The sequence below is a fragment of the Pedobacter lithocola genome (assembly GCF_042650845.1).
In the GTDB taxonomy this organism is placed as follows: domain Bacteria; phylum Bacteroidota; class Bacteroidia; order Sphingobacteriales; family Sphingobacteriaceae; genus Pedobacter; species Pedobacter lithocola.
Map to the genome: position 1 here is coordinate 312,923 of NZ_JBHSBW010000011.1, position 14,855 is coordinate 327,777.

A 14,855-nucleotide genomic window follows, 5' to 3' on the forward strand; every position below is an offset into this window, starting at 1 on the left:
GTTTTTTTGAAATTAATAGCCGCTTACCAATAAATTTCTTGATGCTTTTACACCACATTTTTGATATTTGGTGTAAGCTAAGGCTGTCTTAGTACGTAATTGTTCTGCAGTGCCTCCAGCAACATAACTGCTCAAGGCATCATGTGAAATATAAGCTTCTGGAGCCATAAGTCCTGTTGTCCAAACCAATGGATTTGCTTTTGCCAGCGCTAAATGTGGAGCAAAATATTTCTTACTAATGCAGGCTAAAATTATCGCATCACGTTTTTTACCATCGGCATTGCTAAAATTTTCATTTAGTTGAAAATCCATTAAACCATCGTGGCCAACATAGGCAACCATTTTTGCATTGCCGTTAATACCAATTGTGGTGTTGTTAATTTTGATGATATCTTTTAATTGTCCGGCTGCACTGTATAAAAAATCGGCAGTTGTTTTTTTAATGTATTGGCCATCGTAAGCATCAGCTACGAGGTAATAATTTTTACTGATGTGCTTAAAAACCAAACGCTCCATTCGTATCTTATCCAGCTTCTTCGTTGCTATAAGCTTCCATTCCTTGCTCTTTTTGAAATAAGTTTTTACGCCGTAAGCACAACCCCAATACAGGTTATTTGCTGGATCTTGTCCGTTGCCAATGGCTTTTGGAACAGGTACAATTCCTTGGTATTTATTATCACAAAGTGCTACAAAAACATGAATGGTTTTGATGTTTTCATCAAATTTTGAAATATTTTTTAATTGGATTTGAGCTGTTTTTAAAGGTTTTGGCTTTGCATCACAACTGGTAGCAAAGGCAATAATGATTATACAAAAGTTGAATAGTTTCATATGCGTTAATGGTTTTGATATCTCTCAAGAAATTGCTTGATTTTGAGTTAAAATGAGTTTATTTTTAATATCTTTTATCCAGCTAATTCAAGCTTTTTAAAAATGATATTCTTCCCATCAATTACATCAAAAATATAGATCACATTGTGTTCGCCCTCGCTTACCTTTTCACCGTTTTCATCTAGGCTATTATTGTCATAACTCATATTTAGCTGCAATACATTTTGTTCTTTATTGTAATCTGCTATCATTTCATAAGTCTGTTCATCGGCAATAAACTGAGGTGTTTCTGAGTGATGTTTGCTGTACAATTGCGATGTTTTTATTTTCATAATGGTTTTTACAAAATCAGCATTGAAAATAATATCAAAGTATTTATTAAAATCCTCTGCATAAAACAATTCAGGCTTAACGTATTTCGATTTTCTGGCAGCTATCTCTACGTCATTGAACGACATTTGCGACCAAATACTTGATTTATCGCCATCATACGGGAAAATAAAGTAGGTTTTAAGTTTTGCTATGTCTTTTGTATAGAGAGCCTGCCTAAAGTTCTTTAAATCATCAACCCAAGTATTAACTTCGATATAGTTATTAACCAATTGGGTATTTGAAGTATCTTTTGCATTGTCTAAAATTTGTGTTTCAATACTATCATTTGGCTCTTCTACTGTTTTATTTTCCCGATTTTTGCAAGCCAAAACGGACAACATAATCATTGCGATAAAACTAATTCTTCTCATAATTGTCAAGGTTTAAACCATTCATTTTAAATACCAAAGCTTGGTTATCTATTGTTATTTCCGCCATATCTCCGTTAGTTCTGGTTACTAACACATATTTTTTTGTTTTTGATGAAAAGAACTGCTGCTTTTGCACCAACCTTTATATCTTGGTTTGGCTCATAACTTAATTTTTTAAGTGCAGTTTTAAAATTGTAAAGCTGTTTATGGTTAAGAAGAAATGAGCCGTAATTATTGCTCACCTCTGCTTTGTCTATTGCAGTTATATTAATAAAATCTGCTATAGCTTTTCTTGGCTAACTTTGTATGATGCCTTATCTTTAGTCGATAAAGTTGTGTCGCAAGCAGAAATAAGCAGCACAATTGTTAGCGTTATAAAATTTAGATAGGCATCTTTCATTTCTACTGACAATTAATTCTTTAATGATTGTCTATACTCTCCCTCCGAAACCTTTTCCCCATTTAAATAGTAGCTGGTAAATAGAACAGCGCCATCAGGTTTGTACATCCGCGAAATCCCGTGGCGTCTCCCATTCAAAAATTCGGCATCCATAGTTTTTTTGCCTAATGAATAAGTTGTTGATAAACCATTTTGCAAATCATTTTGGTAATTCGTTTCCGTCATGATTTGGCCATCATTATACACCCTATAGATGCCATTTCTTTTGTCATTTTTGTAACTAATTTCTAAACTTACTTTACCATTCGAATCGTAATTTTTCGATGTTCCATCTCGTAAATCATTTAGGTAATACGTTTCTGAGATAATTTTCCCATCCGAATAGCTTGCCGATAGTCCATTTCTTTTATCAGCCAAATACCCGGTTTTATTGGTGAGTTTGCCATTGTTATACATTTCGCTTATTCCGTTTTTCTTCCCGTTTTTATATTCCTGTCTAAGCCAAACTTTACCTTGGTTGTCATAATTCTCCTTTAAACCATTGCGAACACCATTTTTGTAATTAAGCTTACATTCCATTCTTCCGCCTTGCGAATACCAAAATGCTTCGCCAGTAATAAAGCCATTTTTTATGTTGTAAAGTGCAAAGCCGCCTTCATCAAAAGGTATTTTATACTGACCTTGTAAGGGTTTGTTATTCAGGCTTAGCACCAATTCGCTGCTATCAGTATTGTATTTTTTTTGGAGATGTTTCCACTGGATTTCTTCAGGCATTTGCGCTAATAGACTCGGGCTTGTGAATAACAATAAAGCTAATGCTAGTGTTAAAATGATTTTCATATAATAATTTTAATAATTAAATCTACCCTGCCCATCCATCTCTGTCCAAACTTCTGTAATTTATAGACTCTGCCAGATGCTCCAATTCTACATTTTCGCTCCCATCTAAATCGGCAATGGTTCGGGCTACTTTTAAGATGCGGTCGTAAGCACGGGCTGATAAACCTAAACGCTCCATTGCAGATTTTAATAACGTTGTTCCGGCATCACTAATCTGGCAAACCTTGCGAACCATTTTTGTACTCATCTGGGCATTGTAATGCAAATCGTCTTTATCTGCAAAGCGATGATCTTGAATTTCTCTTGCCTTAATTACTCTAGCTCTAATGAGCTCACTTTTTTCCGCTTCGCGGGATGATGCAAGCTCCGTGAAATTGACGGGAGTAACCTCCACATGCAAATCAATCCTATCTAATAATGGTCCTGAAATTTTGCTTAGGTATTTTTGAACCACACCTGGTGCACAAACACATTCCTTTTCGGGGTGGTTATAGAAACCACAAGGGCAGGGATTCATCGACGCGACTAACATGAAACTTGCAGGGTATTCAACAGAAAATCTCGCTCTTGAAATAGCAACCTTTCTATCTTCCAACGGTTGCCGCATTACTTCTAAAACGGTTCTTTTAAACTCTGGTAATTCATCTAGAAACAGAACGCCGTTGTGTGCCAAAGAGATTTCCCCCGGCTGCGGGTTCATTCCTCCTCCAACCAAGGCAACATCAGAAATGGTATGATGCGGCGAACGATATGGCCTAACCGTCATTAATGCATCTGCTGCCGAAAGTTTGCCTGCAACAGAGTGAATTTTTGTTGTTTCTAATGCCTCATATAAATTTAAAGGAGGTAAAATGGTTGGTAAGCGTTTAGCTAACATGGTTTTTCCCGCTCCCGGCGGACCAATAAGAATTACGTTATGACCGCCTGCGGCGGCAATTTCCAAAGCTCGTTTGATGTTTTCCTGTCCTTTAACATCAGCAAAATCGTGCTCGTAATTGCCAATATTTTTAAGAACTTCTTCTTTGGTGTTAATTTTTATTTGTTCTAACGGCTCACTTTTATTGAAAAAGGCAATAACCTGCTCCAAAGTTTCTACGCCATAAGAAATTAGTCCATCTACAATGGCTGCCTCGCGAACGTTTTGTTTTGGCAGAATAAAGCCTTTAAAACCATCTTCCTGCGCTTGTATGGCAATAGGCAAAGCTCCTTTTATGGGTTGGATACTTCCATCTAAAGATAGTTCGCCCATAATAAAATAGTTTTCTAATTCATCCGCCGGAATTTGACCTGATGCAGCAAGTATGCCAATTGCGATAGGTAAATCGTAGGCAGAACCCTCTTTTCTAATATCTGCCGGAGCTAGATTAACTACAATTTTTTGCCGAGGCATACGGAAACCAGAAACATGTATCGCACTTTCTACCCGCTGCAAGCTTTCTTTAACTGCATTATCGGGCAGGCCAACCATAAAATATTTGTTGCCTGCGCTTATGCTTATTTCGATAGTTATTGTTAAAGCATTTACTCCGTAAACGGCACTCCCATAAGTTTTTACAAGCATTAAAAAATTCCTTGAAAATGTTGGGATGTTATATTATTCGGGGATGAATAATTGATTGTTGTGGCTAATATAAGAATTGTTTAGATAATATAAATTCTAATTATTTATTCAAACTCTAATCTTTTCGGTTAGTTGAAACCAACGGCAATGAAATGTATGGTGCGAAGAAAACATTGATATAATAAGAGCTTGTCATGAAATTTTCCAAACCTATAAGGTTTTTAAAACCTTATAGGTTTAATCTCTAATTATTGCCCTAATCTTTTCCGTTGGTTGAAACCAACTGCAATGAAGTAGACGATGCCAACAGAAAAACTAATTCCACAAAAAATCCCAACCATTTCTGATTAGGATTCGAATATCTACTATATGCTACCTTCGCTAAGTCTTAAAGTCTAAACTACCTTCCTTGAGGCATTTTCGGCATATTTTTCATCATTGCTGCAGCTGCGGCAGGGTTAGAAAATTGTTTCATCATCTTACGCATATCCTCAAACTGTTTTATAAGCTTGGTAACCTCTTCAATTTTACGACCAGAGCCTTTTGCAATCCTTAAGCGGCGACTTTGTTGAATGCTATCAGGGTTTTCTTTTTCAAAAGGCGTCATCGATTGAATAATCGATTCGATAGATTTAAATGCATCATCTTCAATTTCAACATTCTTCATCATTTTACCTACACCTGGTATCATGCCCATCAAATCTTTCATGTTACCCATCTTCTTAATTTGCTGAATCTGGTTATAGAAATCGTTAAAATCGAATTTATTCTTGCGGATTTTCTTTTGTAATTCTGCAGCCTCTTTCTCGTCAAACTGCATTTGAGCACGTTCAACAAGCGAAACTACATCACCCATACCCAAAATACGCGATGCCATACGGTCTGGATAGAAAACATCCAGTGCCTCCATCTTCTCGCCAGTACCAATAAATTTAATTGGCTTGTTTACAACCGATTTGATAGAAAGCGCAGCACCACCGCGGGTATCGCCATCCAATTTGGTTAAAACAACACCGGTAAAGTCTAACCTGTCATTAAATACTTTTGCTGTATTTACTGCATCTTGCCCGGTCATCGAATCCACAACGAATAAAATTTCGTGCGGCTGTGTTTTCGCTTTAACTTCCGATATTTCGTTCATTAAAGATTCGTCAATCGCTAAACGACCGGCGGTATCGATAATAATTACATTGTTTCCTTGCTGTTTACCATGCGCAATACCTTCTAAAGCAATTGCAACAGGGTCTTTAGAATCGCGGTTAGCATAAACAGAAACCCCAACCGAAGTTCCTAAAACCTCTAACTGGTCAACCGCCGCAGGCCGATACATATCACCAGCAACCAACAAAGGTTTTTTGCCTTTACCTTTTAAATGTAAAGCCAATTTACCAGCGAAAGTGGTTTTACCCGCTCCGTTTAAACCAGCAATTAATATAATGGTTGGATTTGCCTTTGTCTCTAACTCCGTAACTTCGCCACCCATTAAAGCGGCAAGTTCATCGTTCATTATTTTGGTAAGCAATTGCCCCGGCGAAACCGCTGTTAATACGTTTTGCCCCAATGCTTTTTGCCTTACATCATCTGTAAATGCTTTGGCGGTTTTATAGTTAACATCGGCATCCAATAGTGCTTTACGGATTTCTTTCATGGTTTCTGCCACGTTAATTTCCGTAATACTACCTTGCCCTTTTAATACCTTAAATGCTCTGTCTAGCTTGTCCTGTAAATTATCAAACATCTTTTTATAAGCTATTGGCTAAATGCAATAAAGCAAAAGCCACTTGTTTTTTATTGAAACGCAAATGTATCAAATTTTGGTTGTAAATCTTTGCAACTCAAAGGCAAAAATGTTAATTGAACGAATGCGAAGGATTAATTTTTGGAAATAAACGGTCATTTGTATTTGGCAGACTGCTGTCGGGTTTAAGAACATTGGCTTGTTGCAAACCGTGAAAAATTATTACTGCTTTAGCCACCTAGCCCTGGGTGTAGCGGTACCCTGCAGCGAGGAGGTACGACGATGCAAAGTGTACAAGTGGAACACAGGGAGAAATTAATTGATATGCAAAAGCATTGCGCCCCAAAAAATAAAGGATTTTATAAAATTAATTTTGATTTAAAGGTCTAATTTTTGGAAATTAAAGCTACTGCTTATGGAGGTCAGCAGTCCCGCCATTCCGCTTTATACCGATGAAAAATCGGTATGCACGCTGCTGTCGGGTTTAAGAACATTGGCTTGTTTCAAACCGAAAAAAATTATTACTGCTTTAGCCACCTAGCCTTGGGTGTAGCGGTACCCTGCAGCGAGGAGGTACGACGATGCAAAGTGTACAAGCGGAACACAGGAAGAAATTAATTGATATGCAGAAGCATTGCGCTCCAAAAAATAAGGGATTTTATAAAATGAATTTTGATTTAAAGGTCTAATTTTTGGAAATTAAAGCTACTGCTAATGGAGGTCAGCAGTCCCGCCATTCGCTTTATACCGATAAAACATTGGTATGCCCGCTACTGTCGGGTTTAATAACTATGGTTTGTTGCAAACCGTTAAAAATAGGTGCAATTAAAATCGAATTAATTCAAAGTTTTCAAGGGATTTTGTTCAAAAACATTCGAAACTTCAAAATCAATTTCCGCTTTCGTGCAACATTTCTTTATGACGGTAGTCTTATGTGAACTAAACCAAACCTATGAAATTCTTTTTAACGCTCTTTCTGTTTCTAGCTTACACACTTTCTTATGCTCAAGACCCTGCAAAACAGAAACAATTAGCTGCTGTAAGAACTGTTGAAGTGCCAAAAATTGATGGCGTTTTAAATGATGCTTGTTGGGTAAACGTACCAATAGCAACAGATTTTTTTGAAATACGCCCGGTACCTGGAAGAGTTGAAACAAAAGAAAGGCGGACAGAGATGAAACTGATGTATGACGATGTTGCCCTTTACGTTTATGCCCGAATGTACGATGATAAAGATAGCGTTTCGCATGAATTGGTTTCTCGGGATAATATTGGTAATGCAGATTTTATATCCATTATTGTTGACCCGTTTTACGATAAAATGAATGGTAACGGTTTTTTTGTAACAGCAGCCGGCGTGCAGTTTGATGCGAAATATTCGCAAGTTGGAGATGAAGACCCAAATTGGAATGCCGTATGGGAAAGCGCAGTAAAAATAGATGATTTGGGTTGGACGTGCGAAATGAAAATTCCTTATTCGGCATTACGCTTTTCGAGCAAAGATGTTCAAAATTGGGGCTTAAATTTTAGCAGAAGGATTCAAAGAACCAACATACAAACTTTCTGGAATTTTGTAGATCCGAAAGTAAATGGTTTTATTAATCAGGAGGGATTATTTACTGGAATTAAAGATATTAAGCCGCCTTTGCGACTTTCATTTTCGCCTTACATTTCTGCTTATGCGAATCATTATCCGGCAAATATTCCGGGTGTAAAAAATACTACAGCTAGGTTTAATGGCGGTATGGATGTTAAATATGGCATTAATAACAGCTTTACTTTGGATATGACTTTGGTGCCAGATTTTGGTCAGGTACAATCTGATAACCGGATTTTAAACCTCACACCTTTCGAAGTAAAATTTAATGAAAACCGGCAGTTTTTTACCGAAGGAACCGAACTTTTTAACAAGGGTGATTTATTTTATTCTAAGCGTATTGGCTCTATTCCATCATATTACAATTACTCGGGTGTAAATAACGATGATAAAATTATTAAAGACCAAACTGAAGCAAAAGTATTAAATGCCACTAAAATTTCGGGGCGTACCGCCAAGGGTTTAGGTATTGGTATTTTTAATGCAATTACAAATAGTATGCAAACTGAAGTTGAAGATGCGAATGGAAACCTTCGGAATGTAGAAACACAACCACTTACAAATTATAACATCTTAGTTTTCGACCAATCGTTAAAAAACAACAGTTCGGCAACGTTTATTAATACAAATGTTTTGCGGCAGGGCAGTGCTTATGATGCAAATGTTAGTGCTTTGCTGTTCAATTTGAATAATAAAGACAATAAGTATTTTATTAATGGCGGAGCTAAAATGAGTTATTTACGCGGCGAAGAAATAAGCACAGGTTATAGTTACACCCTGCGTTTTGGAAAGCAAAGCGGCAACTTTACCTGGAGTTATAATCAGGTATTTGCTGATGATAAATTTGACCCATCGGATATGGGCTTTTTTACCAATAATAACTTTTTAGACCAACGTATTGGTTTAGGCTACAATGTTTTTAAACCTAGCAAGTGGTATAACGAATGGCAGAACTGGTTTAACATGTCGTATTCAAGGCGGGTTACACCTGGCGATTATCAAAGCTATGGCATAGAAACAGGTTCTTATGTGAGGTTTAAAAATTTATGGTCGGCAGAAATAAATGCCAATTACGATGCGAAGCGAAACGACTTTTATGAAGCGAGAAACGGACAAATTTATAAGGTGCCAGAAAGTTATAGCATTGGATTATACATAAACCCAAATAGGGCAAAGGCTTATAATTTTGGTGGTAATATCCGCTTTCAGGAACAGCAACTTTTTAAGGGTAAATCGTACAATTTTTACCTTTTCCAAAATTTAAGAGTGAATGATAAAATCGCATTTGGATTGGATTTAAACTTCAATCCGAACTATGATTTTGTAAACTGGGTCACTTCGCAAGGTACTCAAGCTATTTTTTCAAAATATGATAGACGAACGGTTGAAAATTCATTTGATGCAAAATATACCTTTACAAATTTAATGGGTTTTACTGTTGTACTTAGACATTATTGGAGCGATAGAAGAAATAAAGATTTCTTTCTCTTAAAACCTGATGGTAACTTAACCAATTACCAAGGGACAACCTTAACGGGTACAGACCGTAACTATAATGTATTTAACATCGATTTGATTTACACTTGGCAATTTGCTCCTGGAAGTACGCTTTCACTTTCTTACAAAGATGCTGCAGAAACTTACGATACATATTACACTCAACGTTACAATAAAAACCTCAGCGGGATTTTATCCTCTCCTCAAAATAATAGCTTATCGGTTAAAGTATTATACTATGTAGATTATTTGGATTTGAAAAGCAAACACAAAAAGATTTGAAAGTGAGGTAAAATACGAGAAAAGATTCCTCGGCTTTGCTCGAAAAAACACAACTTTTTTCAGTGCTTTCCGTGGCGACACCTTTCTAATCTCACCCTTTGAATAGTTTTGGTTTATTGATAATTAACTGCATACCTATCGTTAAAGAGAGGGAAACGAAATTTAGTGTTTTGAACCCATATATTTATTTTCTGTTAAATCCCTCTCTTGAAGGAGATGGACCGCACAACTGTTGCCACAGTTAAACCGTTGCTAGGGTGAGGTAAACAAAAAAACTTCTACGCCTTTAAGCGAAACATTCCTCAGAAAATCTTTTGATTTTACTACCTCGGGAACACAAACGCAAAGCCCAGCGCTAGTGTTTGGCTGGCTTGTACTTTTGGATTGGTATCTTTATCGAACAGTACAACACCTGTTAAGCTGGTATTCATAAAGCGGTTAATTTTAGCTGTTAAGGCTACATCCAGTCTATGATCTATTTGTAGCCAACCGATATTTTCGTAAGGAATAAACATGGCATAACGTGCTTTTAAATTAGTATTTGTAAAAATATCTTTATCAAATGCCCCTACAATCTGGAAAGCGAGTTCATTTCTAAAAACTTTGCCTGTATCTACCCCGAAATTTTTTGGATTGGTTTTATACAAATTTCTATCCAGAACAAAGGTTTGTCTTGCCGTTCCAGTACCAATTCTTGTAGAGAAATACTTGTTTGGTTTATATTCAAAACCTATTGATTCGGTTAAATAACCCGGACCCATAAATCTTGAAATCAGTGTAGCGGTTTCAGAACCGTTAACTGTAGTGTATGAATAACCATTATCAAACTGCGACTCGAAGTTTAACGACCCGAAAAAATACCAGTTTTTTGATAATTGAAAAGACGCCTTGTTATCCCAAAATATACGGTCGTTGGTTTTCTTTTGTAGTTGACCACGGTTTTTTACTTTTCCATATTGTAGAATTAGCTCGGTTACATAACTATAGCTGTTTTTATTGTATTCGGCTTTGTAGTTTAGCAAGCCGCCAACAGCCAAAGAGTTTACGCCACCACCTTGCCAATTATCGCTAAATTGGGCCTGATTGATGTTGATTGCAATAGCAGTTTTTGTTTTCCAATAATTAACTTTTGCATTTACAACAGCTGGGCGAAGCTTTACCGGTTCGAAAGAAAGGGGCAATGTTCTGCTTGGCAACGGACTGCGCTTGAGCTTAATATTTAAATCTTTCGTATTGATTGGAATTGTATCAATCTCCTGAGCATATAATTTTGCAGAACTTAGGCTTAAAATAATAATCAGGCAGGCTAAAAAATTCTTCATTGGTTACAAATAAAAAGAAAATTAATTAGAGATTAAAAGTTTAACCTAATGATTTTACATTAACAGATAAATTTTTTTCATTTCTGTTGATAAAAGTTATTACAGTGTGCAACTTAAATTGTCCACTTAAAATAGCTTAACCAACTGAACCAACTACCATTTTTAAGGTAACTCAAATCATGTTCATTATCGTAAGCCTCTTGTTCAAAAATAATTTTTCGGTAAGCTAAATAGTGGTTTTTATATTTGATGAGGTTAAAGAAATAATTAAAAAGATACAGGATGTAGAATGGCAGTATCAATAATTCTAATTGTTGCCGAAGGTGGATTTTTTCGTGATTAATGATTTGAGTATCACCCTTGTAGGCTTGCTTTTTTAACAGAATAAAAGGAAAAATTGCCATCCCGGCAGCGGGTAACTTTCTTACAATTAAAATTGGTGCTTTCACAGTTTATCAATACTAAGCTGAGGCAATGTGGGCAATCTTAAAGCCTGTGGATTTAATCTGTAACTTTTGTACGCGTTCTTGATGAAAAGATTAAACGCATAATCAGTCGCATCTAATACAAACTGATAAGTTGGGCGATATTGTTGCATAAAATCTTTTAACTCCGGCTCTTTTATTCCCAAAACCTGCTGTACCAACCCAGGTGTAAAGCGATAGTCAATCATATCTTCACGATAATCTTTTTCAAGTATTTTTTGCAAGTGGCGGGCATTTTTCCCTTGCCTGCTTAAAAGATTGTAAATGGCATCGATACCTAAACCCACACCGCCGTTGCCAATACTTAATAAGTTTTTGCTGCTTCCTCTAAGGGTTGCATAACGATATTCCTTAATGGTTTTTTCGTATTGCTCTTGTGGTGATAATTTTTTCTGTTGAATTAAAACATCCCTTAAACGGATACCTAAAGATTTTAATTGAAAATATGCTGCCGGCTGACCTTTAAAAACTACCGTATCAACCCCATAACCAGCAAGTGCAGCCACTAAAGTATCACCTGGAATAGCAAATGTACTAAACTCACCTTTGGTGGTATTATAAAGCCCATCGCCACTTCGGGTATTGTAAATGTAAACTTTAGCTAAGCGTTGCTTGGTTTCTTTATCTATTACCACGCCTTGCACAGGTTTTGTTTGTGCATACAGCATGGCCGAAAGACTCAAGAATGTAAAAAAAACTATTAAAAATTTCATTGGATAACAAAGCTACAATTTAACAGGCAGCAACAGGTTCGATTAACATTATTTAACCTTCAATACCTGGCCAAGTTTAATTGCATCGGTAGTCATGTTGTTTAAAGTTTTTAAATCGTCTATACTAATATTAAAACGTTTTGCGATATTATAAAGTGTATCGCCTTTTATTACGGTATAAGTTCCATCTGCTAATATAGGTTTAGCGCCTGGTGGAGGGGTATCTACCGGTGTAAACTTTACTTTTTCTTGTGGGATATTTTGATTGATTTCTGTAAAAACCTTGTCTTCTCGGGCAATTTTCTGCTTCTCCGTTTCCGATTGATCGTATTGGTACAACTGATATTTTTCTATTGTATTAATTAATAAATCGGGATATTTTGGATTGGTTGCATAGCCAGCTTGTTTTAAGCCTAAAGCCCAGCTTTTGTAATCATTTTTATCCAATTCAAAAAGCGCACTATATCGCTTGCGTTTTAAAAATGCTGAATGATCTTTAAATGATTCTCTTGCATCTTTATACACCCTAAAACAATCGTTTTTCTGATCATCATCTCTAAAATAATTTTTTCCTTTCCAGTCTGATGTGCATTTAATTCCGAAGTGATTATTTGCATATTTAGCTAAATCGCTATTTCCACTCCCCGATTCTAAAATGCCCTGAGCTAAGGTTATACTAGCCGGAATACCGTATGCGTTCATTTCTTCTACAGCAACTCCCTTAAATTCATCAATATAGCTAAGGGTATTATAGCTCTTGTAAGTATTGTTGTTGGCTTTATTAGATGCTTTTTCTATCTGTTTATTGTTTTTGACGTATTTACGTGTACTGCAAGAACTTGCTAGCAGAACAAATAAAGCAAAATAGATGTATGGTATTTTCATATTTTTGGAATAAGGCATAGTTGGCGAATTTACAACTTGATTTTTTGTCCTGGTTTTAAATTAGCTTTTTTCAGTCCGTTTTTTTGCATTAGCGTTTTTACCGTTGTACCTTTTTTGTCGGCAATGATGCTTAAATTATCTCCTGGCTTAACCGTGTAAGTATTTGTAGTTTTTCGTTTTACGGTCTTTTTACGGTAAGTTTTTGTTATATAAACAGGCTCTACATAATCTTCAGGGCGTTCGTCGAATTGATATAACTCATATTTTTTAATTAATGCAATAACCTGGCTTGCCCATGTTCTGCTGTGTGCATATCCGCATCGTTGAATTCCTCTTGCCCAGCCTTTATAATCATATTGGTCATATTTTGTAAACAGGTTATTAAAGGGCGAACGAGTTTCCATAATTTCTACAAAATGGCTGTAAGATTCATCAGCACTTTCATAATCGCGGTATGCGGAGCGGATATCATCGTTGTTATTTGGACCTTTTACGCCGAAATGATTATTTAAATGTTGTGCAATTTTACTATTTCCAGAAGCAGATTCGTGAATGGCAACTGCCAAAGTTAAACTTGCAGGAATTTTATGATCTCGCATCAAGCTTTGTGCAAACGGAACGTGTGTTACAATATAATCTTCTGTGCTTTGTGTTTTTGCAACGATAACCGTAAACAAGAAAAAACAAATGGTTAATATTTTTTTCATTTCATTAACATTATCATCATGATTGGTCTTTATGCGATTAAAAATTTGGTTAGTTAAAATCTCCCTTCTGTCTATTTAATTGGCAGAAACAAATTTATTTTTTTCTAATAATAAATAAACCATCTCTAACTGGAAGAATTAATTGCTCAACCCGCTCATCTGCAGCTATTTTATCATTAAAATTAGTAATATTTTGTGTGTCTTTATCTTGTTTATCTTGTAGTACTTTTCCACTCCATAATACATTATCAACTATAATTATTCCCCCTTGGCGCACCCGTTCAAAAATCAAATCATAATAAGTGCCATTGTTTTTCTTATCTGCATCAATAAAAACGATATCAAAAACCTCGTTTAACGTATCTATAGTTTTTGTAGCATCGCCCAAAATGTATTTAATTTTATCTTGATAAGCAGAGCGCTCGAAATTAGCACGAACCATGTCTTCTAATTCTGCATTGATATCTAAAGTGTAAATGATGCCATCATTTGTTAAACCTTCTGCCAAACAAAGTGTTGCATAACCGGTAAATGTGCCAATCTCTAAAATTCTTTTAGGGGCAATCATTTTACTAAGCATGCTTAAAACCCTGCCTTGATAATGGCCAGATAGCATTCTTGGCATTAAGACTTTAAGATTGGTTTCGCGGTCGATTTTTTGAAGCAACTCGCTTTCAGGTTCGCAATAGCTAATTAGCAGATTTTGTAAATCGTCGTTTATCAGGCTCATTTTATTTGGTTATAAACGGTTGGTTTCCATAAAATATTGTAAAATTATGGTTGCCGCTATGGTATCTACTCTGGCTTTATTCTGTCTGTCTGATTTTTTTAATCCGCTTTGCATAATGGTTTGCTGGGCCATTTTTGATGTAAAACGTTCATCAACCCAATGCTGAGGAATGTCTGGAAATGCTTTTTTTAACAAAGTAGAAAATCCTTTTGCATGCTGTTTTGAGTCAGAATCGGAACCATCCATTTGCTTTGGGTCGCCGATAACAAAGGCTTCAACTTGTTCTGTGAGCAAATATTTTTGTATAAATTCTATAGCATGATTTGGGTGTACAGTATCTAAACCTGTTGCTATAATTTGCAACGGGTCGGTTACTGCAATACCAATACGTTTTGTTCCGTAATCAAAAGCAAGAATTCTAGCCATATAAAATATAAAAGCCTCAAAGGTAAGGTTTTTTAAGAATACAGGTTTTTATGCAGATTGGGCATGAATCTAAGACTTTAGAATTCTCTAATTCAAAT

General features: G+C 35.9%; 13 protein-coding genes. 1 reads left to right on the plus strand and 12 read right to left on the minus strand.

Features of this window, described 5'->3' with window-relative positions; all coding sequences use genetic code 11:
- Positions 1–12 precede the first annotated feature (12 nt).
- From ACFOWA_RS11735 to ffh, 5 genes are all read right to left on the minus strand, one after another.
- Positions 13–831, minus strand: coding sequence for a hypothetical protein (locus ACFOWA_RS11735; RefSeq protein WP_378985320.1), 819 nt, complete (start codon positions 829–831; stop codon positions 13–15).
- A gap of 74 nt (positions 832–905) precedes the next feature.
- The gene (locus ACFOWA_RS11740; protein ID WP_378985322.1) at positions 906–1,574 is read right to left on the minus strand and encodes a hypothetical protein; all 669 of its coding nucleotides are present in this window, start codon (positions 1,572–1,574) and stop codon (positions 906–908) included.
- A gap of 412 nt (positions 1,575–1,986) precedes the next feature.
- Complete coding sequence (locus ACFOWA_RS11745) at positions 1,987–2,814, minus strand: toxin-antitoxin system YwqK family antitoxin (RefSeq protein WP_378985324.1); 828 nt, start codon at positions 2,812–2,814, stop codon at positions 1,987–1,989.
- 22 nt (positions 2,815–2,836) lie between these two features.
- The gene (locus tag ACFOWA_RS11750; RefSeq protein WP_378985326.1) at positions 2,837–4,375 is read right to left on the minus strand and encodes a YifB family Mg chelatase-like AAA ATPase; all 1,539 of its coding nucleotides are present in this window, start codon (positions 4,373–4,375) and stop codon (positions 2,837–2,839) included.
- A 400-nt stretch (positions 4,376–4,775) separates the two neighbouring features.
- Positions 4,776–6,113, minus strand: coding sequence for a signal recognition particle protein (ffh, locus tag ACFOWA_RS11755; RefSeq protein WP_378985328.1), 1,338 nt, complete (start codon positions 6,111–6,113; stop codon positions 4,776–4,778).
- Between the two features lie 952 nt (positions 6,114–7,065).
- On the opposite strand from ffh, the gene ACFOWA_RS11760 reads away from it, so the two are divergent.
- Positions 7,066–9,489 carry a DUF5916 domain-containing protein gene (locus ACFOWA_RS11760; protein WP_378985330.1) on the plus strand — a complete coding sequence of 808 codons (2,424 nt, stop codon included), beginning with the start codon at positions 7,066–7,068 and terminating at the stop codon, positions 9,487–9,489.
- Between the two features lie 323 nt (positions 9,490–9,812).
- On the opposite strand, the gene ACFOWA_RS11765 is transcribed toward ACFOWA_RS11760, so the two are convergent.
- The 7 genes from ACFOWA_RS11765 to ruvX form a co-directional block, all read right to left on the minus strand.
- Entirely contained in the window at positions 9,813–10,811 is a 999-nt protein-coding gene (locus tag ACFOWA_RS11765) for a DUF3078 domain-containing protein (protein ID WP_378985332.1), read from the minus strand.
- A 113-nt stretch (positions 10,812–10,924) separates the two neighbouring features.
- Positions 10,925–11,260, minus strand: a complete 336-nt coding sequence (locus ACFOWA_RS11770; RefSeq protein ID WP_378985334.1) for a hypothetical protein — start codon at positions 11,258–11,260, stop codon at positions 10,925–10,927.
- Positions 11,257–12,009 carry a hypothetical protein gene (locus ACFOWA_RS11775; RefSeq protein WP_378985336.1) on the minus strand — a complete coding sequence of 251 codons (753 nt, stop codon included), beginning with the start codon at positions 12,007–12,009 and terminating at the stop codon, positions 11,257–11,259. The genes ACFOWA_RS11770 and ACFOWA_RS11775 overlap by 4 nt, the downstream gene beginning before the upstream one ends.
- 48 nt (positions 12,010–12,057) lie before the next feature.
- Positions 12,058–12,894, minus strand: a complete 837-nt coding sequence (locus tag ACFOWA_RS11780; RefSeq protein WP_378985338.1) for a glucosaminidase domain-containing protein — start codon at positions 12,892–12,894, stop codon at positions 12,058–12,060.
- Between the two features lie 29 nt (positions 12,895–12,923).
- Positions 12,924–13,601 carry a glucosaminidase domain and LysM peptidoglycan-binding domain-containing protein gene (locus tag ACFOWA_RS11785; protein WP_378985340.1) on the minus strand — a complete coding sequence of 226 codons (678 nt, stop codon included), beginning with the start codon at positions 13,599–13,601 and terminating at the stop codon, positions 12,924–12,926.
- 94 nt (positions 13,602–13,695) lie between these two features.
- Positions 13,696–14,331, minus strand: a complete 636-nt coding sequence (locus ACFOWA_RS11790; protein ID WP_378985342.1) for an O-methyltransferase — start codon at positions 14,329–14,331, stop codon at positions 13,696–13,698.
- 9 nt (positions 14,332–14,340) lie between these two features.
- Complete coding sequence (gene ruvX, locus ACFOWA_RS11795; protein WP_378985344.1) at positions 14,341–14,757, minus strand: Holliday junction resolvase RuvX; 417 nt, start codon at positions 14,755–14,757, stop codon at positions 14,341–14,343.
- Between the last annotated feature and the right edge of the window lie 98 nt (positions 14,758–14,855).

Excerpts from the sequence above, each read along its gene's own strand:
- ruvX (WP_378985344.1), bottom strand. The coding sequence starts at position 14,757 with ATGGCTAGAATTCTTGCTTTTGATTACGGAACAAAACGTATTGGTATT.
- ffh (WP_378985328.1), bottom strand. The coding sequence starts at position 6,113 with ATGTTTGATAATTTACAGGACAAGCTAGACAGAGCATTTAAGGTATTA.
- ACFOWA_RS11775 (WP_378985336.1), bottom strand. The coding sequence starts at position 12,009 with ATGAAATTTTTAATAGTTTTTTTTACATTCTTGAGTCTTTCGGCCATG.
- ACFOWA_RS11765 (WP_378985332.1), bottom strand. The coding sequence starts at position 10,811 with ATGAAGAATTTTTTAGCCTGCCTGATTATTATTTTAAGCCTAAGTTCT.
- ACFOWA_RS11780 (WP_378985338.1), bottom strand. The coding sequence starts at position 12,894 with ATGAAAATACCATACATCTATTTTGCTTTATTTGTTCTGCTAGCAAGT.
- ACFOWA_RS11790 (WP_378985342.1), bottom strand. The coding sequence starts at position 14,331 with ATGAGCCTGATAAACGACGATTTACAAAATCTGCTAATTAGCTATTGC.
- ACFOWA_RS11760 (WP_378985330.1), top strand. The coding sequence starts at position 7,066 with ATGAAATTCTTTTTAACGCTCTTTCTGTTTCTAGCTTACACACTTTCT.
- ACFOWA_RS11740 (WP_378985322.1), bottom strand. The coding sequence starts at position 1,574 with ATGAGAAGAATTAGTTTTATCGCAATGATTATGTTGTCCGTTTTGGCT.
- ACFOWA_RS11785 (WP_378985340.1), bottom strand. The coding sequence starts at position 13,601 with ATGAAAAAAATATTAACCATTTGTTTTTTCTTGTTTACGGTTATCGTT.
- ACFOWA_RS11745 (WP_378985324.1), bottom strand. The coding sequence starts at position 2,814 with ATGAAAATCATTTTAACACTAGCATTAGCTTTATTGTTATTCACAAGC.
- ACFOWA_RS11750 (WP_378985326.1), bottom strand. The coding sequence starts at position 4,375 with ATGCTTGTAAAAACTTATGGGAGTGCCGTTTACGGAGTAAATGCTTTA.
- ACFOWA_RS11735 (WP_378985320.1), bottom strand. The coding sequence starts at position 831 with ATGAAACTATTCAACTTTTGTATAATCATTATTGCCTTTGCTACCAGT.